Source organism: Hydrogenophaga sp. (genome assembly GCF_041913525.1).
Lineage (GTDB): Bacteria > Pseudomonadota > Gammaproteobacteria > Burkholderiales > Burkholderiaceae_C > Hydrogenophaga.
The window spans coordinates 70,061-91,713 of sequence record NZ_JAYSFD010000014.1 but is presented as its reverse complement, the minus strand read 5'-3'; the positions used below and the strand labels follow the sequence as shown (position 1 = coordinate 91,713).

The 21,653-nt window shown below is 68.2% G+C and carries 19 protein-coding genes and 1 pseudogene; 12 read left to right on the top strand and 8 right to left on the bottom strand.

All coding sequences use genetic code 11. The annotated features are described in order from the left end of the window. From purL to ACE3RQ_RS15850, 3 genes are all read left to right on the top strand, one after another. On the top strand, window positions 1-2,882 hold a 2,882-nt coding region (purL, locus tag ACE3RQ_RS15860; protein WP_374523023.1), incomplete at its 5' end, for a phosphoribosylformylglycinamidine synthase. A 57-nt stretch (window positions 2,883-2,939) separates the two neighbouring features. Continuing rightward, window positions 2,940-3,842, top strand: a complete 903-nt coding sequence (locus ACE3RQ_RS15855; RefSeq protein WP_374523022.1) for a DUF808 domain-containing protein — start codon at window positions 2,940-2,942, stop codon at window positions 3,840-3,842. Window positions 3,843-3,922: 80 nt separating this feature from the next. Next, window positions 3,923-4,465, top strand: a complete 543-nt coding sequence (locus ACE3RQ_RS15850; protein WP_374523021.1) for a hemerythrin domain-containing protein — start codon at window positions 3,923-3,925, stop codon at window positions 4,463-4,465. A 26-nt stretch (window positions 4,466-4,491) separates the two neighbouring features. Here ACE3RQ_RS15850 and ACE3RQ_RS15845 read toward each other — a convergent pair whose 3' ends face one another. Beyond that, entirely contained in the window at window positions 4,492-6,465 is a 1,974-nt protein-coding gene (locus ACE3RQ_RS15845) for a U32 family peptidase (RefSeq protein ID WP_374523020.1), read from the bottom strand. 51 nt (window positions 6,466-6,516) lie between these two features. Here ACE3RQ_RS15845 and ACE3RQ_RS15840 point away from each other — a divergent pair, with 51 nt between their 5' ends. Next, window positions 6,517-7,275 (top strand): heparan-alpha-glucosaminide N-acetyltransferase, encoded by a 759-nt coding sequence (locus tag ACE3RQ_RS15840; RefSeq protein ID WP_374523019.1) that lies wholly within the window; start codon window positions 6,517-6,519, stop codon window positions 7,273-7,275. Window positions 7,276-7,342: 67 nt separating this feature from the next. Here the strand turns inward: ACE3RQ_RS15840 and ACE3RQ_RS15835 are convergent, their stop codons facing one another. The 4 genes from ACE3RQ_RS15835 to ACE3RQ_RS15820 all read right to left on the bottom strand — a co-directional run bounded on the left by ACE3RQ_RS15835 (window position 7,343) and on the right by ACE3RQ_RS15820 (window position 9,962). Then, window positions 7,343-8,122, bottom strand: coding sequence for a peptidylprolyl isomerase (locus ACE3RQ_RS15835; RefSeq protein WP_374523018.1), 780 nt, complete (start codon window positions 8,120-8,122; stop codon window positions 7,343-7,345). 90 nt (window positions 8,123-8,212) lie between these two features. Beyond that, a complete protein-coding gene (locus ACE3RQ_RS15830) occupies window positions 8,213-8,485 on the bottom strand; it encodes a BolA family protein (RefSeq protein WP_374523017.1) in 273 nt (90 codons plus the stop codon). Next, window positions 8,482-9,015, bottom strand: a complete 534-nt coding sequence (locus ACE3RQ_RS15825) for a septation protein A (protein WP_374523016.1) — start codon at window positions 9,013-9,015, stop codon at window positions 8,482-8,484. Before ACE3RQ_RS15825 ends, ACE3RQ_RS15830 begins: the two co-directional genes overlap by 4 nt. 35 nt (window positions 9,016-9,050) lie before the next feature. Then, window positions 9,051-9,962, bottom strand: a complete 912-nt coding sequence (locus ACE3RQ_RS15820) for a zinc dependent phospholipase C family protein (protein ID WP_374523015.1) — start codon at window positions 9,960-9,962, stop codon at window positions 9,051-9,053. A 161-nt stretch (window positions 9,963-10,123) separates the two neighbouring features. On the opposite strand from ACE3RQ_RS15820, the pseudogene ACE3RQ_RS15815 reads away from it, so the two are divergent. Beyond that, a pseudogene (locus tag ACE3RQ_RS15815) lies at window positions 10,124-11,070 on the top strand (YcjF family protein). A 20-nt stretch (window positions 11,071-11,090) separates the two neighbouring features. Here ACE3RQ_RS15815 and ACE3RQ_RS15810 read toward each other — a convergent pair. The 3 genes from ACE3RQ_RS15810 to ACE3RQ_RS15800 are packed head-to-tail and all read right to left on the bottom strand — an operon-like array spanning window position 11,091 to window position 13,995. Then, window positions 11,091-12,110, bottom strand: coding sequence for an LLM class flavin-dependent oxidoreductase (locus ACE3RQ_RS15810; RefSeq protein WP_374523014.1), 1,020 nt, complete (start codon window positions 12,108-12,110; stop codon window positions 11,091-11,093). After that, window positions 12,107-12,511: a peptide-methionine (R)-S-oxide reductase MsrB gene (msrB, locus tag ACE3RQ_RS15805; protein WP_374523013.1), complete on the bottom strand. Its 405-nt coding sequence runs from the start codon at window positions 12,509-12,511 to the stop codon at window positions 12,107-12,109. The genes ACE3RQ_RS15810 and msrB overlap by 4 nt, the downstream gene beginning before the upstream one ends. Window positions 12,512-12,525: 14 nt before the next feature. Beyond that, on the bottom strand, window positions 12,526-13,995 hold the full coding sequence (locus ACE3RQ_RS15800; protein WP_374523012.1) for a YdiU family protein: 1,470 nt from the start codon (window positions 13,993-13,995) through the stop codon (window positions 12,526-12,528). Between the two features lie 198 nt (window positions 13,996-14,193). Between ACE3RQ_RS15800 and ACE3RQ_RS15795 the strand changes: the two genes are divergently transcribed. The 7 genes from ACE3RQ_RS15795 (at window position 14,194) to ACE3RQ_RS15765 (ending at window position 21,540) form a co-directional block, all read left to right on the top strand. Then, the gene (locus ACE3RQ_RS15795; RefSeq protein ID WP_374523011.1) at window positions 14,194-14,913 is read left to right on the top strand and encodes an ABC transporter substrate-binding protein; all 720 of its coding nucleotides are present in this window, start codon (window positions 14,194-14,196) and stop codon (window positions 14,911-14,913) included. Between the two features lie 74 nt (window positions 14,914-14,987). Beyond that, window positions 14,988-16,646 carry a 3-(methylthio)propionyl-CoA ligase gene (locus ACE3RQ_RS15790; RefSeq protein ID WP_374523010.1) on the top strand — a complete coding sequence of 553 codons (1,659 nt, stop codon included), beginning with the start codon at window positions 14,988-14,990 and terminating at the stop codon, window positions 16,644-16,646. Window positions 16,647-16,674: 28 nt separating this feature from the next. Beyond that, on the top strand, window positions 16,675-17,907 hold the full coding sequence (locus ACE3RQ_RS15785) for a branched-chain amino acid ABC transporter substrate-binding protein (protein ID WP_374523009.1): 1,233 nt from the start codon (window positions 16,675-16,677) through the stop codon (window positions 17,905-17,907). After that, window positions 17,907-18,842, top strand: coding sequence for a branched-chain amino acid ABC transporter permease (locus ACE3RQ_RS15780; protein WP_374523008.1), 936 nt, complete (start codon window positions 17,907-17,909; stop codon window positions 18,840-18,842). Before ACE3RQ_RS15785 ends, ACE3RQ_RS15780 begins: the two co-directional genes overlap by 1 nt. Further along, complete coding sequence (locus ACE3RQ_RS15775; RefSeq protein WP_374523007.1) at window positions 18,839-20,101, top strand: branched-chain amino acid ABC transporter permease; 1,263 nt, start codon at window positions 18,839-18,841, stop codon at window positions 20,099-20,101. The genes ACE3RQ_RS15780 and ACE3RQ_RS15775 overlap by 4 nt, the downstream gene beginning before the upstream one ends. After that, the gene (locus ACE3RQ_RS15770; RefSeq protein ID WP_374523006.1) at window positions 20,088-20,858 is read left to right on the top strand and encodes an ABC transporter ATP-binding protein; all 771 of its coding nucleotides are present in this window, start codon (window positions 20,088-20,090) and stop codon (window positions 20,856-20,858) included. The genes ACE3RQ_RS15775 and ACE3RQ_RS15770 overlap by 14 nt, the downstream gene beginning before the upstream one ends. Further along, window positions 20,851-21,540: an ABC transporter ATP-binding protein gene (locus ACE3RQ_RS15765; protein ID WP_374523005.1), complete on the top strand. Its 690-nt coding sequence runs from the start codon at window positions 20,851-20,853 to the stop codon at window positions 21,538-21,540. The genes ACE3RQ_RS15770 and ACE3RQ_RS15765 overlap by 8 nt, the downstream gene beginning before the upstream one ends. Window positions 21,541-21,653: the final 113 nt, after the last annotated feature.

Genomic DNA, 21,653 nt, shown 5'->3' with positions numbered 1-21,653 from the left:
TGCAGATCATGACCGAGGGCCCGCTGGGCGGCGCCGCGTTCAACAACGAGTTCGGGCGGCCCAATCTGGCGGGCTATTTCCGCGAATACGAGCAGCAGGTGGGCGGCGTGCAGCGCGGCTACCACAAGCCCATCATGATCGCGGGCGGCCTGGGCAGCATCGACGCCACGCAGACCAAGAAGATCGAGTTCCCCGCCGGCACGCTGCTCATTCAACTGGGCGGCCCGGGCATGAAGATCGGCATGGGCGGTGGTGCGGCCAGCTCCATGGCCACCGGCACCAACGCCGCTTCGCTTGACTTCGATTCCGTGCAGCGTGGCAACCCCGAGATCGAGCGCCGCGCGCAAGAGGTCATCAACCACTGCTGGCAGCAGGGCGAGAAAAACCCGATTCTGGCCATCCACGACGTGGGCGCGGGCGGTTTGTCCAACGCCTTCCCCGAGATCACCAACGACGCCGGCCGTGGCGCGCGCTTTGACCTGCGCGCCGTGCCGCTGGAAGAAAGCGGCCTGGCCCCTAAAGAAATCTGGTGCAACGAGAGCCAGGAGCGCTACGTGCTGGCCATCGCGCCCGAGTCGCTGGACACCTTCCGCGCCTTCTGCGAGCGCGAGCGCTGCCCCTTCGCGGTGGTGGGCGTCGCCACCGACGAGCGCCAGTTGCAACTGGTGGACGAAGGTCATGAGAGCCCGGTGGACATGCCCATGGACGTGCTGCTCGGCAAGCCGCCCAAGATGCACCGCGACGTCAAGACCGTGGCGCGCCAGTCCCCCGCCATCGACCTGACCGGCGTTGACCTGCAGAAGGCCGTGATTGACGTGCTGAGCCACCCCACCGTGGCCTCCAAGCGTTTCCTGGTCACCATTGGCGACCGCACCGTGGGCGGCCTGAGCCACCGCGACCAGATGGTCGGTCCCTGGCAGGTGCCCGTGGCCGATTGCGCCGTGACCCTGGCCGACCACAGCGGCTTTGCCGGCGAGGCCATGAGCATGGGCGAGCGCACCCCGCTGGCCGCCACCGACGCCGCCGCTTCAGGCCGCATGGCCGTGGCCGAGGCCATCACCAACCTGCTGGCTGCCCCGTTCGAGCTGTCGCGCGTGAAGCTGTCGGCCAACTGGATGGCCGCCTGTGGCGAACCCGGCGAAGACGCCGCGCTGTTTGAAACCGTGAAGGCCGTGGGCATGGAGCTGTGCCCGGCACTGGGCATCTCCATCCCGGTGGGCAAGGACAGCCTGTCCATGCGCACCCAGTGGCAACAAGACGGCGACACCCGCAAGGTGACCGCGCCGGTGAGCCTGATCGTGAGCGCCTTCGCCAGCCTGCCCGACGTGCGCGGCACACTCACACCCCAGCTCGATCGCGACACCGAAGACACCACCCTGGTGCTGATTGACCTGGGCAAGGGCCGCGCCCGGATGGGCGGCAGCATCCTGGCCCAGACCCTGGGCCACCCCGGTGGTGACGTGCCCGATCTGGACGACCCGCAAGACCTCGTCAGCCTGGTCAACGCCGTCAACGCCTTGCGCGCGCAGGGCCGCGTGCTGGCCTACCACGACCGCAGCGACGGTGGCCTGCTGGCCGCCGTGGCCGAAATGGCCTTCTCTGGCCAGGTCGGCGTGGCCATCAACGTCGATTTGCTTGTCACCGAAGGCGATGGCATCAGCGACAGCCGCGCCGAGTATGGCGACGCCAAGAATTGGAGCCAGCAGGTCAGCCCCCGCCGCGAAGAGCTCACGCTCAAGGCCCTGTTCAACGAAGAGCTGGGCGTGGTGCTGCAAGTGCGCACCGCCGAGCGCAACGAGGTGATGCAGGTGCTGCGCGAGCATGGCCTGTCCAAGCACAGCCACTTCATTGGCAAGACCCGCCCGCAGGCCTCCACCATCGAGGTGGGCAAGGGCCAGTTGCAGGTGTGGCGCGACACCAAGGCCGTGTTCTCGGCCAGCCTGAGCGATCTGCAGCAGGTGTGGGACAGCGTGAGCTGGAAGATCAACCAGCAGCGCGACAACCCCGCCTGCGCGGATGCCGAGCACGCCGCCGCTGGCGACCCGGCCGACCCCGGCCTGCACACCCACCTCAGCTTCGACCCGGCCGAGGACGTGGCCGCGCCCTTCCTGAACCTGGCCCGCCCGCGCGTAGCCATCTTGCGCGAGCAGGGCGTGAACTCGCACGTGGAAATGGCCTATGCCTTCACCCAGGCCGGCTTCGAGGCCTTCGACGTGCACATGACCGACCTGCAGACCGGCCGCGCCAAGCTGGCCGACTTCAAGGGCGTGGTGGCGTGTGGCGGCTTCAGCTATGGCGACACCCTGGGCGCCGGCATTGGCTGGGCCCGCTCCATCACCTTCAACCCGGTGCTGTCCGAGCAATTCCAGGCCTTCTTCGGCCGCAGCGACACCTTCGGCCTGGGCGTGTGCAACGGCTGCCAGATGTTTGCCGAGCTGGCCGACATCATCCCCGGTGCCCAGGCCTGGCCCCGCTTCACCACCAACCAGAGCGAGCGCTTTGAAGCCCGCCTGTCGCTGGTGGAGGTGCTGGACTCGCCCAGCCTGTTCCTGCAGGGCATGGCCGGCACCCGCCTGCCGATCGCCGTGGCACACGGTGAGGGCTACGCCAACTTCCGCCACCGTGGCAACCCGGCGCAGGCCATCGCGGCCATGCGCTTCGTGGACAACACCGGTGCCGCCACCGAGCGTTACCCGTTCAACCCGAACGGCAGCCCGGGTGGCCTGACCGCCGTGACCACGGCAGACGGCCGCTTCACGGCCATGATGCCGCACCCCGAGCGCGTGTTCCGCAACGTCCAGATGAGCTGGACGGACCAAGACCCCTCGGCCTTCAGTGGCTGGATGCGCCTGTGGCGCAACGCCCGCCGCTGGGTGGGTTAAGCCCCGGTTCTCGCGGCGCCTTCGGGCGCCGTTTTTCATTGCCCAAAGGAGCGCACCATGGCCGCTGCCAGCCTGCTTGCCCTGATCGACGACATTGCCACCATCCTCGACGACGTGTCGGTGATGACCAAGGTGGCCGCGAAAAAAACCGCTGGCGTGCTGGGCGATGACCTGGCCCTGAATGCCCAGCAGGTCACTGGCGTGCGCGCCGACCGCGAACTGCCCGTGGTGTGGGCGGTGGCCAAGGGCTCGCTCGTGAACAAGGCCATTCTGGTGCCCCTGGCCCTGCTCATCAGCGCCGTGGCGCCTTGGGCCATCACGCCACTGCTGATGCTGGGTGGGCTGTTTCTGTGCTTCGAGGGCGTGGAAAAGCTCGTGCATGCCTGGGGGCCCAAGGACCAGGCGCGGGTCGAGCACGCCGAGCTGGCGCGGGCGGTGGCCGACGAGTCGGTTGATCTGGTGGCGCGCGAGAAAGACAAGATCAAGGGCGCCGTGCGCACCGACTTCATCTTGTCGGCCGAGATCATCGTCATCACCCTGGGCACCGTGGCCACGGCCGGCATGGGCACTCGGGTGACGGTGCTGGTGGGCATTTCTCTGCTGATGACGGTGGGGGTGTACGGCCTGGTGGCCGGCATCGTGAAGCTCGATGACCTGGGCCTTCACCTGGCGCGTCAGGCCCAGGCCTGGAAGGCTTCTTTGGGGCGCGGCATCCTGGGGCTGGCACCATGGCTGATGAAGGCGCTTTCAGTGGTGGGCACGGCGGCCATGTTCCTGGTGGGCGGTGGCATTCTGTTGCACGGTCTGCCGGCCCTGGCCCATGCGGTGGAGGCGCTGTCGGCGCCCCTGGGGGGCTGGTCGGCGGTGCTCAATGCGCTGGCGGGTGCTGCACTGGGCATGGTGGCCGGGGCGGTGGTGGTGGCCCTGCTGGCCGGTGTGCGCCGATGGCGGGGCGCCTGATCAATACCCCAGGGGGTTGATTTGCGTCAACCCATTGACGCACACGGTCTCTAGACTGCCGGTATTCACTGGAGACCACCATGACCGAACCGACCACCCAGGCCCAAGGCGACGAACCGCTGAACCAGTTCACCAACTGCCACGGTGGCATTCTGCGGCGCCTCAACATGCTCGACGAGCTGCCCGGCCTGCTGGGCCCAGCGGCCCGGGCCCGCCTGATTGCCGAGCAGGCGCTTTCGTTTTTCCGAGAAGCCATCTTCGAGCACCACCTGGAAGAAGAGCGCGAGCTGTTTCCGGCGGTGATCGCCAGCGCCGAGGCCGGCAGCGAGCGCGAGCGGGTGCAGAGCATGGCCGACCGGCTCACGCGCGAGCACCGCGTGCTGGAAGAGCTGTGGAAGTCGCTGGAGAAAGACCTCAAGCGCGTGGCCAAGGGCATGGACGCTGACCTGGACACCGTCGACGTGCACCGCCTGGTCAGGGAATACAGCGCGCACGCGCGCTTCGAGGAAAGCGAATTCCTGCCGCTGGCGCACACCATTCTGGGCCGCAACGACAACCACATGGCCGCACTCGGCCTGTCGCTGCACATGCGCCACCAGCCCACCTTCAACGCCCACATCTGAGCGCCGAAGGCCGACGGCGCCTCTGATCAGGGGGCCGTCGAAGTGGCGGGCCGGGTGCGGTAGAAGGTGATGGGCGCGGCAGGCGTGGCCTTCAGAATAGCCGGCTTGATCTTGCCCACCACGTGCATCTCACAGGGCTTGCAGTCAAAGCGCAGGGTGAGCTTGTCGTTGCCATGGGTGATGGTCATGGGCTCGGCCCGCACCGTGCCCTGAACGCCCGTGACCCCTTTGGCCTGCTTGGGGCACAAGCTCAGCGAGAAGCGCACGCAGTGCTTGGTGATCATCAGGCTCACCTCGCCGTCTTCCTCGTGGCTCTCATAGGCCGAGGCGATCACCTTCACGCCGTGGCGGGCGTAAAAGTCGCGCGCCTTGTGGTTGTAGACGTTGGCCAGGTAGGTGAGCGTGTCCTCGGGGTAGGGCACCGGCGGCTCTACCCGCTGGGCGCGGGGCAGCCGCTCGAAAGCCTTGGCGCGCGCGGCCTCAAGAGCGGCGATGGCGTCGCGGCGCAGCGGGTTCAGCAGCGAGGCCGGCACAAACCAGGGCCGTGACATCGCCAGGCTCACGTCCAGCGGCTCAAAAATGGTCTCGCCCAGCCGCGCCAGGCTCTCGCGCAGCTTGCCCTCGGCCTGGGTGGTGTCCTTGGCCAGTTCCAGCGTGCAGGCCAGGTCGGCGTGGGCGCTGTGGCCGTCTTCGTCGGTGACGTGCAGGCGCAGGCCCTCGGGTGTTTCTTCCAGCTTCAGCCACACGCCGATGCGCCGCTCGGCCGACTTCTTGTCGAGCCGGCGCACCCAGTCCATGTCGCGGTTGCGGTTGATGACCGTGCCGCGCTTGAGGTGGCGCAGGCCTTCCATGGCGTCCTTGGGGAACACGCGCCAGCGCCCGGTCTGGGTGGCTTTCTCGGCGCGGTTGATCTGCAGGCCCACGAGTTCCTTGTGCAGGTCGAGGTAGCACAGACCATCGCCGTTGTGGATCACGGTGGCCGGGTCGTCGGTTTCCAGCTCCACCCAGTTCTCGCCCACGGCGGTCACCCAGCCGATGGGGCGACCGGGGTTCTTGGGCGTGTCGAAGGCGCCAATGTCGTCTTGGCGGCCGTTGACGAAGTAGTCGGTGAACTCGCGGTTGAAGTTCTGGTCGGGGTCGGGCGTGAAGGTGAAGGTGCAGCGCCCGCTGGAGGCGCGCGCCAGTTCGGGGCGCTCCTCCAGGATTTCGTCGAACAGGCGGCGGTAGTGGGCGGTGATGTTCTTCACGTAGCCCATGTCTTTGTAGCGGCCCTCGATCTTGAAGCTGCGCGTGCCCGCGTCGATGAGCTGGCGCAGGTTGTCGCTCTGGTTGTTGTCCTTCATCGAGAGCACGTGCTTGTCGTGCGCCACGATGCGGCCCTGGCTGTCCTTCACCTCGTAGGGCAGGCGGCAGGCTTGCGAGCAGTCGCCGCGGTTGGCGCTGCGCCCGGTCTGGGCGTGGCTCACGTAGCACTGGCCGCTGTAGGCCACGCACAGCGCGCCGTGGATGAAGAACTCCAGCGTGCAACGCTCGGGGTCGGTGGCGGCGCGGATGGCGGCGATCTGCGGCAGGGTCAGCTCGCGCGCCAGCACGATCTGGCTCAGGCCGGCGTCTTGCAGAAAACGGGCCTTCTCGGGCGTGCGGATGTCGGTCTGGGTGCTGGCGTGCAGCTGAATGGGCGGCAGGTCCATCTCCAGCAAGCCCATGTCTTGAATGATGAGCGCGTCCACGCCCGCGTCGTAGAGCTGCCAGGCCAGCTTGCGAGCCGGCTCCAGCTCGTCGTCGCGCAAGATGGTGTTCATCGTCACGAAGATGCGGCTGCCGAAGCGGTGCGCGTGGCGCACCAGGCGGGCGATGTCCTGCACCCGGTTGTCGGCGCTGGTGCGGGCGCCGAACGACGGGCCACCGATGTAGACCGCGTCGGCCCCGTGGTTGACCGCCTCGATGCCGATGTCGGCGTCACGGGCGGGAGAGAGCAGTTCGATCTGGTGGGGCAGCATGGGGCAGGGCAGGCAAAATCGCGAAACCCGCTATTGTCCCGGAGAAGCCCTGTGAGTGCACCGTCGTTCATCGTTCCCGCGCCGGGTGGCCGGCTGGACCGCATCGACCGCCTGCGCGCCGTGGCCATGCTGTGGATGACGGCCTACCACCTCTGCTTTGACCTGGATTTCTTCGGCTTCATCCAGGCCGACATGCTCACCGACCCGTTCTGGACGCTGCAGCGCACCGCCATCGTGAGCCTGTTTCTGTTCACGGCGGGTGTGTCACAGGCGATCGCCAGCGAGCAAGGGGTGGCCTGGCCGCGCTTCTGGCGGCGCTGGGCCCAGGTGGCCGGGGCGGCCGTGCTGGTGACGGCCGGCTCGGCCCTCATGTTTCCCCGCACCTTCATCTACTTCGGCGTGCTGCACGCCATGGCGGTGATGCTGATCGTGGCTCGCTTGAGCGCGGGCTGGGGGCGCTGGTTGTGGCCCCTCGGGGCCGTTGCCATCGCGCTGCCTTGGCTGGCCCCCGTTGCCATGGCGGCCTGGCCGGCGCTGGAGTTCCTCAACCAGCCGGGCTGGAACGCCCTGGGTTTCATCAGCCGCAAACCCATTACCGAAGACTACGTGCCCTTGCTGCCCTGGCTGGGCCTGATGTGGTGGGGCGTGGCCAGTGGCCAATGGCTGCTGCACCGGCGGCCGCATTGGCTGGGTTCGCCTGGCGGCGGTGGCGCGCTGGCCACGCTGGGCCGCTGGAGCTTGAGCTACTACCTGTTGCACCAGCCGGTGCTGCTGGGCCTGCTCACGGCCTGGGTGTGGCTGCAGGGTTGAGGCAAAAAAAAGCGCGGCCGGGGCCGCGCTGCTGGAGGGGCTGGCGCCGTGATGGCGCCGCTCGTCCTTACTGGATCTTGGCCTTCTCGCGCAGGGCCTGCTGGAACTGGTTGAGCTTCTGGCCTTGCAGTTGCTGCACGATCTGGGGCTTCACTTCTTCCAGCTTGGGCAGCTCGGCCTGGCGCACGTCGTCCAGGCGGATCACGTGCCAGCCGAACTGGCTCTTCACCGGGGCCTCGGTCAGCTGGCCCTTTTCGAGCTTGACCATGGCTTCCGAGAACTCGGGCACGTAGCTGGCGGCAGCGGCCCAGTCCAGGTCGCCACCGTTGGCGCCGGAGCCCGGGTCTTTGGACTTGGCCTTGGCCAGGTCTTCAAACTTGGCGCCCTTCTTGAGGTCGGCGATCAGGGCCTTGGCCTCATCTTCCTTCTCGACCAGGATGTGGCGGGCGCGGTATTCCTTGCCGCTGTTGGCGGCCACGAACTTGTCGTATTCGGCCTTCACTTCGGCGTCGGTCACCGGGTTCTTCTTCTGGAAGTCGGTGAACAGGGCGCGGATCATGATGGTCTGGCGGGCCAGCTCGATCTGGTCCTGGTAGTCCTTGCTGGCGCCGATGCCGCGCTTTTGCGCTTCCTGCATGAAGATTTCGCGCAGGATGACCTCTTCCTTGAGCTGGGCGCGGACCTGGTCGTCCACCGGGCGGCCCGAGGCCTCGACTTGCTTGGCCAGCACGTCCACGCGGTGCGTCGGCACCGGCTTGCCATTGACGATGGCCACGTTCTGGGCAGCGGCCCAGGGAGCGGTGGTGATCAGCACGGCCGCGGTCAGGGCCGACAGGGTCAGTTTCATGGGAGTCCTACAAGGGGGATGGAGAGGGGTCTGATGCGCCCGCGTGTGGGGCGGTTCCTCGGTGCCGGGATGAGAGCGTTGCCAGGTGTTTCAGTTCTGGATCTCGATGGCCAGCGCGTGAAGGCCCGCTGCGGTGAAATCGCGCAGCGCATCATACACAAGGCGGTGCTGCGCCACGCGGCTCAGGCCGACGAATGCCGGCCCGCCGATGCGCACCCGGAAATGCGTGCCGTAACCCAGCCCGTTGGCGCCACTGTGGCCGGCGTGAGCGGCACTTTCGTCGATGACTTCCAGCACCGAGGGGTTAAGGGCGCTGCGCAATCGGGCTTCGATGGCTGGCGCGGTGGGAATGGCGGCGCTCATGCGTTGTCGTCCTTCAGGTAGCGGGCGATGTACAGGCCCTGGCCCACGATGAAGACCACCGGGAAGACGTAGCCCCAAAGCTTGAAGTTCACCCAGTCTTCGGTACTGAAGTAGGCCGCCACCCAGGCGTTGATGCCGGCCATGAACAGAAAGTAGAGCACCCAGGCCACGGTCAGGCGCGACCACACCGCGTCGGGCAACTTGAGCTGGCTGCCCAGCAGCACCTGCAGAAAGTTCTTTTTCCAGACCCAGAGGGCGGCGGCCAGCACCACCGCCATGCTGGCGTACAGCACGGTGGGTTTCCACTTGATGAAGCGCTCGTCTTGCAGGAACAGGGTGAGGGCGCCAAACACCAGCACCAGCGCCAGCGTGACCTTGTGCAGCGTCTGCAGCTTGCGGTCCACCGCGTAAATGATGCCGGTCTGCACGATGGTGGCGGCCATCAAGACGCCGGTGGCCACGTAGATGTCGTGCAGCTTGTAAGCAGCCACGAACAGGGCGATGGGAAAGAAGTCGATGAGAAAGCGCATCGGCGGATTATCCGCCGGGCCCGAACCTGGGTTCGTCAGGCGACGGGCCAGAACACCAGCCGCTCGGGCTCTTCGGCGCTCTGACCGGTGTCCAGGTTCCAGGCTTCCATGTTCAGGTGGTGTGGCGGGTCGATGGCGGCGGTCAGTTCACGCCAGAACGATTGGATGTTCGCCACCGCCAGCGAGAGCACCATGTCGTATGACATGGGGCCATGGGGCGTGGGCAGGTGGTTGAGGTAACGAGGGTCAAGTTCGTTGGGATGGGGGTAGTCCAGGTGAAACCCTGCGCCCAGGTGACGGGCAAACGGCAACTTGCGATTGATTCCCCGGATGGTGTGCATCACGCCCACGAATGAGCGGTACCAGGCGTGTGGCGCCGGCGGGTCGTCGCGGGCGGTGTCCGGGTGGGTCTGCGACAGCATCTGGGCCCACATCGTGCCGATCGCCGGGTCGATGAGGTGGCGCGCTGGGTCGGTCTCCACCGAGGCGAGGTGTTCTTCCAGGTGCCGCGTCAGCCCGGCGTCGCCCAAGCCCAGCCGGGCGAAGGCGTGCACGTCCATGTGCATTTCGCAGGTTCGATGGGCGGTCTTGTTGGCCTCGTAAGGGCCAACCAGCCGATTGATGACAGGGTGGATGGTCATGTCGGCCACCATGTGCGCCGCATAGCCCATCAGCCAGGCGAAGGCTCGCTCCCGAGGCTCGCCGGCCAGGCCTTGCAGCGCGTGCAGGCCGCAATGCAGAAGGGTGTTGTTGCCGCTGTGATGCATGAGGTCGGCCCAGGCTGTGTGACCTGCAAGGTAGGGAAAGTCGGGGCTGAGGGCGCCGAACTCGGCATGCGCGGTCCAGCGGTCGAGTGCCTGGAGGCGGTCGGCGGGCAAGGCATTACTCTCGCGCGCACGCGCAATGCCGAGGTGAAGGAGGGTGATGTGGGCGTAGGCGCCAGGCATTGTCTTGGGTCGTTGAGCTTGTGTGACGGAGCCACGCAGGGTAGGGGCGCGCTGGCGCGCCCACCATCGCGCCATGCGCCTGCGGGGGGCGCCCGCCCAAGGCTGAACTTTGTGCGCGGCGGGCAATCAGGGGTTCATTCCCGCCATTTCTGGACCCACCCATGCAAGACTCGGAACGCAATGCCCTTCTCTCGATTGCCCTGATGGCCGCCTTTGCCGACGGGCACCAGGCCGACGCCGAGCGCGAATCGATCCGTCAATGGGCGGACAACCTGGCCAGCCCGCTGGCGCGCCTGTGCCGCCGCGCCTGGTGCAAGACGTGTTGCTCAAGCGGGTGTCGCTCGATTCGGTGGTGGCGGCCTTGGCCGACCCGGCCCACCGGCAACTGGCCTATGAGATGGCGGTGTGCATCTGTGATGCCGACGCCGCCCGCACCTCGGCCGAGGCCGCTTTTCTGGCCGAGCTGAAGGCCCGGTTGGGGTTGGATGGGGCGGCGGTGCAGGGCTTTGAGCGAGACGAATCGGCCTTGGTCGAGGCCACGCGCCACACCTCACCTGCGCCCGTGGCCGCACCCGCAGCGCCCTCGGCGGTGGATGCTGAGCTGGACCGCTCCATTCTTCAGTACGCCTTGCTCAACGGTGCGCTGGAGCTGCTGCCGCAGTCGTGGGCGTCGATGGCCATCATCCCGCTTCAGATCAAGATGGTGTACGGCGTGGGCAAGGCGCATGGGGTGGAGCTGGACCAGGGCCACATTCGCGAGTTCATTGCCGCCGCTGGCGTGGGTCTGACCTCGCAGTACCTGGAGCAGTTTGGCCGCAAGCTGCTGGGTGGGCTGCTGGGCAAGGCGGCGGGACGCACCATGGGCCGAGTCGGGTCGGCCGCCACCGGCATGGCGTTTTCGTTTGCCACTACGTATGCCCTGGGCCAGCTGGCCAAGCGGTACTACGCTGGTGGGCGGGTGATGAACAGCGCCGTGTTGCGCGAGACCTTCCAGGGCCTGCTGGGCCCGGCCAAGCAAATGCAGCAAAGCTACCTGCCCCAGATTCAGCAGAAGGCGGCCACGCTGGACGCCGCGCAGATCATGCAGATGGTGCGCGGCACGCCCTGATGGCGGGCGGCGCTGCCGCCTCAGGCGGGCGCGTTGTCGGTGGCCAGGGCGTGAACAGCCTGTGCCGCCAGGTCGAGCGAGCGCAGGCGAAGGTTCAGGTCGAACACGTCGCACACCACCATCAGCTCGTCGGCGTCGGTCAACTCCATCAGGTGGCGCAGGCGCGCTTGCACCGTGGCGGGTGAGCCGATGGCGGCCACGGCCAGGAAGTCGTCCACCGCCGCGCGCTCTTGCGGGTGCAAGCCCTCCAGGAAGCCCGGCACCGGCGGCGGCAGCTGCCCGCGCCGGCCGGTGAGGATGCCCAGCACCCGCTGGTAGGTGCTGCTGGCCAGGAACTGGGCTTCCTCGTCGGTGGGGGCGGCCACCACGTGCAGGCCCACCATGGCGTGGGGCTTGCTGAGCACCTCAGAGGGTTGGAACTCGCTGCGGTACACCTCCAGCGCCTGCAGCAGGTAGCGCGGCGCGAAGTGCGAGGCAAAGGCGAAGGGCAGGCCACGTTGGGCGGCCAGTCGGGCCGAGAACAGGCTGGAGCCCAAGAGCCAGATGGGCACCTTGGTGCCCGCCCCGGGCATGGCCATTACGCGCTGGCCTGGCTGAAGAGGCCCCAGCAGGGCTTGCAGCTCGGCCACGTCGCGCGGGAAGTCTTCTTCGCTTTCTGTGCGGTTGCGGCGCAGGGCGCGCATGGTGAGCGGGTCGGTGCCGGGGGCTCGGCCCAGGCCCAGGTCAATGCGGCCGGGGTAAAGCTCGGCCAGGGTGCCAAAGGCCTCGGCCACCACCAGCGGGGCGTGGTTGGGCAGCATGATGCCGCCCGACCCCACGCGGATGCGCTCGGTGGCGCCCGCGATGTGCCCCACCAGCACGGCGGTGGCCGAGCTGGCGATGCCGCTCATGTTGTGGTGCTCGGCCAGCCAGTAGCGCGTGAAGCCCAGCGATTCGGCGTGCTGGGCGGTGCGGCGGGCGATGGCCAGCGCGTGGGCCACGGTGCCGCCCTCGCGCACGGCCACCAGATCGAGCATGGACAGCGCGGGGGTGGGGCTCATTCGCGGTGCTCCAGCGAGGCCGAGTTCATGCAGTAGCGCAGGCCGGTGGGGGCGGGGCCGTCTTCGAACACATGGCCCAGGTGGGCGCCGCACTGGCTGCACACGGTTTCGGTGCGCACCATGCCGTGGCTGCGGTCCACCAGTTCGGTGATGGCATTGGGCACGGCCTTCCAGAAGCTGGGCCAGCCGCAGCCGGCGTCGAACTTGGTGCCGGCGTCAAACAGGTGGTTTCCGCAGCAGATGCAGTGGTAGCTGCCGTCGGCCCACACCTGCTCGTATTTGCCGGTGAAGGGGCGCTCGGTGTAGGCGTGGCGGGTCACCTCGAAGGCCGCGGGCTCGGCGCCCTTGGCGGCCAGGATCTCGCGCCACTCGGCATCGGTCTTTTCGATGGGGAAGGTCATGGGGTGTCTCCGTGTCAGGATGAGCAACTGATCTCGATCTGGCTGGCCCAGTCCGGCGGCAGCGCGGCCAGGTCGTCTTCGCCAGGGCGGTCGTCAAAGGGGGCGAGCAGGGCCTGCAGCAGGCGATCGACTTCACTGTGGTCGCCTTCGCGGCTGCGGCGAATGGCGAGCTCGCCCAGGTGGTTGCGCAGCACGATGCGCGGGTTGGCGCGGCGCATGGCCTCGCGGTCAGCACCGCCTTGTGCCTGCAGCCGGTCTTGCCAGCGGGCGGCCCAGGCATCAAACGCGTCGCGGTCGATGAACAGGTCGCGCACGGGCGTGAGCGAGTCGCTCACCGAGTCGGCCAGGCGCCGGAAGGCGATGGTGAAGTCCACCCGCTCGCGGGCCAGCAGTTGCATGAACGCCTCGGTGAGTTCGGCGTCGCCGGGCTGCACGCTGCTCAGCCCCAGCTTGGCGCCCATGCGGCGCTGCAAGGCCTCGGGGAACAGGGTTTTGTAGGGCTCCAGTGCGTCAAGTGCCTGTTGCTGATCGTCCATCAGCGGCAGCAGGGCCTGGCCCAGGCAGAACAGGTTCCAGTAGGCGATGTTGGGCTGGCGGTGGTAGGCGTAGCGCCCGCCGCTGTCGCTGTGGTTGCAGATGTGGGCGGGGTTGAAGCCGTCCATGAACTGGAAGGGGCCGTAGTCGATGGTCAGGCCCAGGATGCTCATGTTGTCGGTGTTCATCACGCCGTGGCAAAAGCCCACCGCCTGCCACTGCGCCACCAATTCGGCGGTGCGCGCGCTCACCGCTTCGAGCAAGTGGGCGTAGGGGTTGCCCTCGCGTTGGCGGCACTCGGGGTAGTGGTGGTCGATCACGAAGTCGGCGAGCTGGCGCAGCTCATCGACCTGGTTGTTGGCCGCGAAATGCTCGAAGTGGCCGAAGCGAATGAAGCTGGGCGCCACCCGGGTGACCACGGCGGCGGTCTCCACCGTCTCGCGCCGCACGGGCGCGGGCGAGCCGGTGACGCACAGGGCGCGGGTGGTGGGAATGCCCAGGGCGTGCATGGCCTCGCTGGCCAGGAACTCGCGAATCGAGCTGCGCAGCACGGCGCGCCCATCGCCCATGCGCGAGTAGGGCGTGAGGCCCGCGCCCTTGAGTTGCAGCTCCATGGGGCCTGCGGGCGTGTCGATCTCGCCCAGCCAGATGGCCCGGCCATCGCCCAACTGCCCGGCCCAATGGCCGAATTGGTGGCCACTGTACACGCTGGCCAGCGGCTGACTGCCCGCCAGGGGCAGGTTGCCGGTAAAGGCGTGCAACGCGGCGTCGTTGAGGTGCGTGTCGGGTGGCAAGCCCAGGTCTTGGGCCAGTGTGTGCTGGAAGCCGACCCAATGGGGGGCCGGTAAGGGCGTGGGCGGCGTGGGGCTGAAAAACGATTCGCCCAGGTCGGCAAAGCGGTTGCGCCAGGTCAGGCCAAGGTCGTGTGGAGGGGTGGCCGCGGTGAACATGGGCACATTCTCTCGCTGGTGCCGTTCGGGCGGGGGCAGCAAGGTTTTTTTGCCCGCCACCTGAGGGTTCACCCTTGGGCTGTTGAGGCGAGCGACGCGAGCCCAGTGCTTGGCTAAGGTGCGCACATGGCCCATTCAACTGGGCTTGACGCATGGGAACTGGCACGCATGACGGGCACGACACGACAGTCGAGAGGAATGGCCTGGGTTGACGAAGTCAGCCCCTTCGGCACGCCCATTGCCGATCGGGCGGGTGTGAGCCCGACCGAGGTTCTCATCGGGCAGACGGTCGGCTTGACGGGGCCGGTGGGCGCGGTGGCACGCGAGGTGGTGCTCGGCACCCAGGCGCTGCTGCAATCGGTGAACGATGCCGGTGGGATCCACGGGCGCCGCCTTTGCCTGCTGACCCTTGACGATGCGCATGAGCCGTCGCGCATCGTGCACAACCTTCACCACCTGGCGCGGGTGGACACTGTGTTTGCCCTGGCGAACCTGACCGGGGTGGTGAATTGTCCGGTTGGCGCTCCCTTGATGGAGGTGTGGTCCACGCCCTGCGTGGGGTGGATGGTCGGCGCACCTGCCGACAGCCGCCAACTGGTGTGGCAGGTGCTCACCGCCCACGCCAGGCGCTCGGTTCACCCGCCGGTTCAGGCGTGGCAGCTGTGGTTGTCGTACCAGGTGGCCATGCGGCGCCTGGGTGCGCTGCGCCTGTCTGCAGCCAGCCTGGAGGCTTACCTGCACGCCCGCCTGCTGTCGGACGCCATGCGGCTGTGTGGGCCCGACCTCTGCCGGTCTCGCCTGGTCGCAGTGGTGAGGGGGCTGGCCGAGTCGGTCGCCTGCGGCTTGCCAGTGGGCACAAGCGCCAGGGCGCAGCCGCAGGTGTTGAGCCACAAGGGACCTGGCGCATCCGAGCTTTGACGCCGCTCAGAACCGGGGCGGGAACAAGCCGTTAGCATCTCGGCTTTCCACACTCGCCTTCAGGAGACATGCCCATGTTGGGACAGATGCAGAGCCAGCCCTTGTTGATCTCGTCGCTCATTGAACACGCAGAGCGACACCACAGCGCCACCGAGATCGTGTCGCGCCGGGTGGAGGGCGACATTCACCGCAGCACCTGGGGCAAGACCGCCCAGCGCGCGCGCCAGATTGCCCGTGCGCTCGATGCCCTGGGGCTGGCCTTCGGTGATCGGGTGGGCACCCTGGCCTGGAACGGTTATCGCCACCTGGAGCTGTATTTCGGCGTGAGCGGCACCGGCCGCGTGCTGCACACCCTCAACCCGCGCCTGCACCCCGAGCAGCTGGCCTGGATCATCAACCACGCCGCCGACACGGCGCTGTGCTTCGACATGACCTTCCTGCCCCTGGTCAAGGGCGTGGCCGCCAAGTGCCCCACGGTGAAGCACTGGATTGCCCTGTGCGACGCCGACGCCCTGCCGGCCGACAGCGGCATTCCCGGCCTGAAAAGCTACGAGGCCTGGATTGGTGAGCAAAGCGACGCCACCTACCGCTGGCCCGACCTGGACGAGAACAGCGCCTCCAGCATGTGCTACACCAGCGGCACCACCGGCAACCCCAAGGGCGCCGTGTACTCGCACCGCTCCACCGTGCTGCACGCCTACGGCGCAGCATTGCCCGACGCCCTGAGCTGCTCGGCGCGCGACAGCATCTTGCCCGTGGTGCCCATGTTCCACGTCAACGCCTGGGGGCTGCCGTACTCGGCCGCCGCGGTGGGCTGCAAGCTGGTCTTCCCCGGCCCGGCGCTCGATGGCAAGTCGGTCTACGAATTGATCGAGGCCGAGCAGGTGAGCATGGCCGCTGGCGTGCCCACCGTGTGGCAAATGCTGCTGGGCCACATGCAGGCCAACGGGCTGCGGTTCAGCACTCTCAAGCGCACCGTGATCGGTGGTTCGGCCTGCCCGCCGGCCATGATCAATGCCTTCAACGACGACTACGGCGTGGAAGTGCTGCACGCCTGGGGCATGACCGAAATGTCGCCCCTGGGCACCGTGTGCACCCTGAAGAACGCCCAGCTCGCCCTGCCGCCGCAAGAGCAACTGAAGGTGCGCCTGAAGCAGGGCCGCTCGCTGTTTGGCGTGGACATGAAGATCGTGGACGACGCTGGGCACGAACTGCCCTGGGACGGCAAGGCCTACGGCGACCTGCTGGTGCGCGGGCCCTGGATCATCGCCAGTTACTTCAAGGGCGAAGGCGGCGACCCGCTGCGCTACGACGAGCACGGCCGGGGCTGGTTCCCCACCGGTGACGTGGCCACCATCGACGCCGACGGCTTCATGCAGATCACCGACCGCAGCAAGGACGTGATCAAGTCGGGCGGCGAGTGGATCAGCTCCATCGACGTGGAAAACATCGCCATGGCCCACCCGGCCGTGGCCATGGCCGCCTGCGTCGGCATGCGCCACCCCAAGTGGGACGAGCGCCCCATCGTGGTGGTGGTGAAAAAGCCCGGTGCCGAGCTGAGCCGTGAGCAGTTGCTGGCCTTCTACGAAGGCAAGATCGCCAAGTGGCAGATCCCCGACGACGTGGTCTTTGTCGATGCCATTCCGCTGGGCGCCACCGGCAAGATGCAGAAGATGACCTTGCGCGAGCAGCTCAAGGACTACGTGCTGCCCGAGCTGCGCGCCCAGGCCTGACGCGCGGGCCGGCCAACGGGGTGCAGACATGAAGCGGCGCCTGGCCCTTGGTTTCGTCTTGGGGCTGAGCCTGGGCATGGCGCCGGCCCAGGCCCAGCCGACGCGGGTGGTGAAGATCGCCTTCATTGACCCGCTGTCGGGCCCCTTCGCCGAGGTCGGGCGCAACCAGCTGCGAAGCTGGCAGTTCCTGGCCGAGCAGCGTGGCGCCGACGCGCTGCCGCGCGGCGTGCGCTTTCAGGTGGTGGGCTTTGACAACAAGGGTTCGCCGCAAGAGAGCCTCAACGCGGTGAAGGCCGCCATTGACCAGGGTTTTCGCTACATCGCGCAGGGCAATGGCTCGGGCGCGGCCGCCGCCATTCTGGAGGTGGTGAACAAGCACAACGCCCGCCACCCCGGGCGAGAGGTGCTGTACCTGAACTACGCCGCGGTGGACCCGGCACTCACCAACGAGCGCTGCAGCTTCTGGCACGTGCGGCTGGACGCCGACACCTCCATGAAGATGGAGGCGCTCACCACCTTTCTGGCCACGCAGCCGGCCATCCGGCGCGTTTTTCTGATCAACCAGAACTACGCCCACGGGCAACAGGTGTCGGCCCATTTCCGCGAGAGCATGCCCCGCAAACGGCCCGAGGTGGAAGTGGTGGGTGACGAGCTTCACCCCCTGGGGCAGGTGAAAGACTTCTCCCCCTGGGCCGAGCGGGTGCGCTTGGCGCGGGCCGATGCCATCGTCACCGGCAACTGGGGCGCCGACCTGACCCGCCTGGTGCAGGCCTTGCAGCAGGCTGGCCTTCGTGTGCCGCTGTACGCCTATTACCCGGCCGTCAGTGGCACCCCCACCGCCCTGGCGCGCTGGCCGGGCGCCGAGGTGTACCAGATCGGCATCGGGCACTCCAACCCGCCGGGCGAACTGGCCCGGCTGATGGCCGCGTTCCGCGCCCGCCACGGCGAAGACCTGTACACCTTTGCCATCTACAACGGCATTGAGCTGCTGGGGCGTGCCATGGCCCAGGCCAACAGCACCGAGCCCGACCGCGTGGCCCGCGCGCTGGGCGGGCTGCGCTTTCAGGGGGCCAACGGCCCCAGCACCGTGCGCGCCGAAGACCACCAAGTGCAGCAAGGCCTGTGGGTGTCGCGCTGGGTGCCGGTGAGCGCCGCGGCACCTTACAGCGTGGAAGGCACGGGGTACACCTTCGCGCCGCTTCAGTACCTGCCAGCACAGGTGGCCAGCCGGCCCACGCGCTGCGACATGGCCCGCCCCTGATGGACGGCTGGATCGTCTCCCTGCTCAATGGATTGAGCTACGGCCTGCTGCTCTTTCTGTTGAGCGCAGGCCTCACGCTGATCTTCAGCCTGATGGGCGTGCTCAACTTTGCCCACGCCAGCTTCTACATGCTGGGGGCCTACCTCGGCCACTCACTGACCCAGGCGCTGGGCTTTGGTTGGGCCTTACTGGTGGCGCCCCTGCTGGTGGGGCTGCTGGGGGCCGCCTTTGAGCGCTGGGTGCTGCGGCGCGTGCACGCTCACGGCCATGTGGCCGAGCTGTTGGTGACCTTTGGCCTGAGCTATGTGGTGCTGGAGCTGGTGCGACTGCTGTGGGGTCTTGGGCCGATCCACAACCCAGTGCCCGACGCGCTGGCCGGGCCGCTGTTCACGGTGGGGGGCCTACCGTTTTCGCGCTACCGAGCCTTCATGGCTGGGGCGTCGCTTCTCGTCTTGGGCGCCTTGGCCTGGGCGCTGGTTCGCACCCGGCTGGGCCTGATCGTGCGGGCGGCCCTGACCCACCCCCATACCGTGCAGACCCTGGGGCACGACGTGCCCCGGGTGTTCATGGGCGTGTTCGGCGCCGGCGCTGCGCTGGCGGCCCTGGCCGGGGTCATCGGTGGTGTGGCCTTTGTGACCGAGCCCGGCATGGCCGCCACCGTGGGGTCGGTGTTGTTCGTGGTGGTGGTGGTGGGTGGCCTGGGCTCGCTGGCGGGGGCCTTCTGGGCCTCGCTGTTCATCGGCACCTTGCAAACCTTGGCGGTGGGCATTGACCTGCCCCTGGGTCAGTTGCTGGGCCGCCAGGGCGTGGCCGAGCATCCGCTGTGGCGGCTCACGGTGAGCCAGTTGGCGCCAGTGTTGCCCTACGCGCTGCTGGTGCTGGTGCTGATCGTGCGGCCCAACGGCTGGTTGGGTCGCTCGGAGGACCGCGCGTGAGCGGGCCGTGGCGACAGGCCTGGCCCTGGCTGGCCTTCGCGGCCGTGCTGGCACTGGCGCCCTGGGCCTGGGGCAGCAGCGCAGGCTTGGCGCTGCTGTCGCAAATGGGCATCGCCATCGTGGTGTGCCTGAGCTACAACTTGCTGCTGGGTGAGGGCGGCATGCTGAGCTTTGGGCACGCGGTCTACACCGGCCTGGGTTCCTACCTGGGCGTGCACACCTTGCTGCGCCTGGCCGAGGGCGGCGTGGGCCTGCCGGTGAGCCTGGTGCCGCTGGTGGCGGGGCTGGGCGCCGCGGCGGTGGCCGTGTTGCTGGGCTGGGTCACCACCCGGCGCGCGGGCACGCCCTTTGCCATGATCACCCTGGGCCTGGGCGAACTGGTGTGGGCGGCCTCGCTCATGTTCCCCGACTGGTCGGGCGGCGAGGGGGGGCTTTCTGCGGATCGGGTGGTGGGGCCCCGGGTCTGGGGCATCAGCTGGGGGCCCGCCATTCAGTTGTATGGCCTGGTGGCGGCGTACACCTTCTTGTGCGCGCTGGGGCTGTTCCTGTTCGGGCGAACGCCGCTGGGCCGGCTGCTCAACGCGGTGCGCGACAACCCCGAGCGCGTGGCCTACCTGGGCTTTGACCCTCGCTTCATTCGCTACCTGGCCTTGGTGGTGGCGGCCTTTTTTGCCGGCGTTGCGGGTGGCCTGGGGGCGCTGTTGTTCGAGATCGTGACGCCCGAGGTGTTCAGCGCCCAACGCTCGGGCGCCTACCTTGTCTTCACCGTGCTGGGGGGCACGGCGCTCTTCTGGGGGCCGGTGCTCGGCGGGGTGCTGATGTTGGTGTGCCTGGTGTGGCTGTCGTCGATCACCCAGGCCTGGTTGCTGTACCTGGGGCTGGTGTTCGTGGCGGTGGTGGTGCTGGCGCCGGGCGGCCTGGCCAGCGTGGCGCTTCGGATGGCCCGCGCGCTTCGCCGCCTGAGCGCCGCCGATGGCCTGCGGCTGGTGGGGCCGGTGTCGCTGGCGCTGGTGGCCGGCACCCTGGTGGTGCTGGGCGCCGGGGCGCTGGTGGAAATGCTCTACCACCTGCCGCTGCGCGCCACCTTAGGCGACGAGGTGAGCTACCTCGGGCTGAGCCTGCCCACCTGCTCGCCAACGGCGTGGCTGGGCGCTCTGGCCATGGCCCTGCTGGGCATTGGCCTGGGCGTCTGGGCCCGGCGTTTCTGGCCCCGGCACCTTGGCCAGCGCCAGGAAGGAGCACCCAATGGCCAGGCCTGATGCCGCCGCGCCCGCCTTGGTGCTCAAGGGCCTGTGCCAGCGGTTTGGCGCCACCGAGGTGCTGCGCGGCCTCAACCTGAGCGTGCACAGCGGCGAGTGCATGGCCGTGATCGGCCCCAACGGGGCGGGCAAGTCCACGCTGTTCAACGCCATTTCAGGGCGCTACCCGCCCAGCGCGGGCGAGGTGTGGTTGCGGGGGCGCCGCGTTGACGGCTGGGCGCCACACCGCATTCGCCGCCAAGGCCTGGCGCGCAGTTTTCAGGTGGCGCAGTTGTTCAAGCGCCTGACGGTGCGCGACCACCTGCGCTGCGCCCTGCTGTGGGGCATGGGTCATCGTTACACCTTCTGGCGCTTGCTCAACAGCTTGCACGACGTGGGGCAGGGCGCTGAGCAGTGGCTACAGCGCCTGGGCCTGAGCGACAAGGCCGATGCCCTGGCCACCGAGCTCACCTACGCCGAGCAGCGCGCCCTGGAACTGGGCGTCACCCTGGCCGGTGGGGCCGAGGTGGTGTTGCTGGACGAGCCCACCGCCGGCATGAGCCAGAGCGAGACGCGCCGCTTCGTGGCGCTGATGCGAGAGGTGACGCAAGGCCGCACCCTGGTGGTGGTGGAACACGACATGGGCGTGGTGTTCGAGCTGGCCGACCGCATTGCCGTGCTGGTGCATGGCGAGCTGATCGCCTGCGACACCCCAGCCGCCGTGCGGGGCAATGCCCGGGTGCGCGCGGCCTACCTGGGGAGCCTGGCCGATGCTTGAGGTGCGCCAGCTGGTGGCCGGCTACGGGCAGGGGCAGGTGCTCAATGGGGTGGACCTGCGCGTGGCCCCGGGCGAGGTCGTGGCCTTGCTGGGCCGAAACGGCGCCGGGCGCTCCACCTTGGCCAAGGCCCTGGTGGGCCTGGTGCCTGCCCAAGGCTCGGCCCGATGGAAGGGGCGCGAGCTGCTGGGGCTGGCGCCGTTTGAGGTGGCCCGCTCTGGCGTGGGCTATGTGCCCGAGAGCCGCGATGCCTTCCCCCACCTGAGCGTGCGCGACAACCTGCTGCTGGGGCGCCAGCGGCGGGCCGGGCGCTGGGATTTCGACGCCGTGTACCACTGGTTTCCCCGCCTGAAAGAGCGCGAGCACACGCCCGCCGGGCGCCTGTCGGGCGGTGAGCAGCAAATGTTGGCCTTGGCGCGCACCCTGATGGGCAGCCCGGCCCTGCTCATTCTGGACGAGCCCACCGAGGGGCTGGCCCCCAGCATGGTGGAGCAGGTGGCCGACGTGCTGCGCAGCCTGTGCGCCGAGGGGGTGGCGATTCTGCTGATAGAGCAGAAGCTGTCGATTGCCTTTTCCGTGTCCGACCGGGTGGCCTTGATGGGCCACGGGCGGGTGGTGTTTGATGGCCTGCCGCAGGCGCTGGCGGCCGACCAAGGGCTGCAGGACGAGTGGCTGGCGGTCTGACCGCCGGGCGGACGGGCACTGGCCAAGTGCGACACCCCGGGGACACCCCCAAGACACGCGCCCACCTATCCTTCCTAGAATCGAACGATCGTTCTTTTTGAGCGACCCGATCG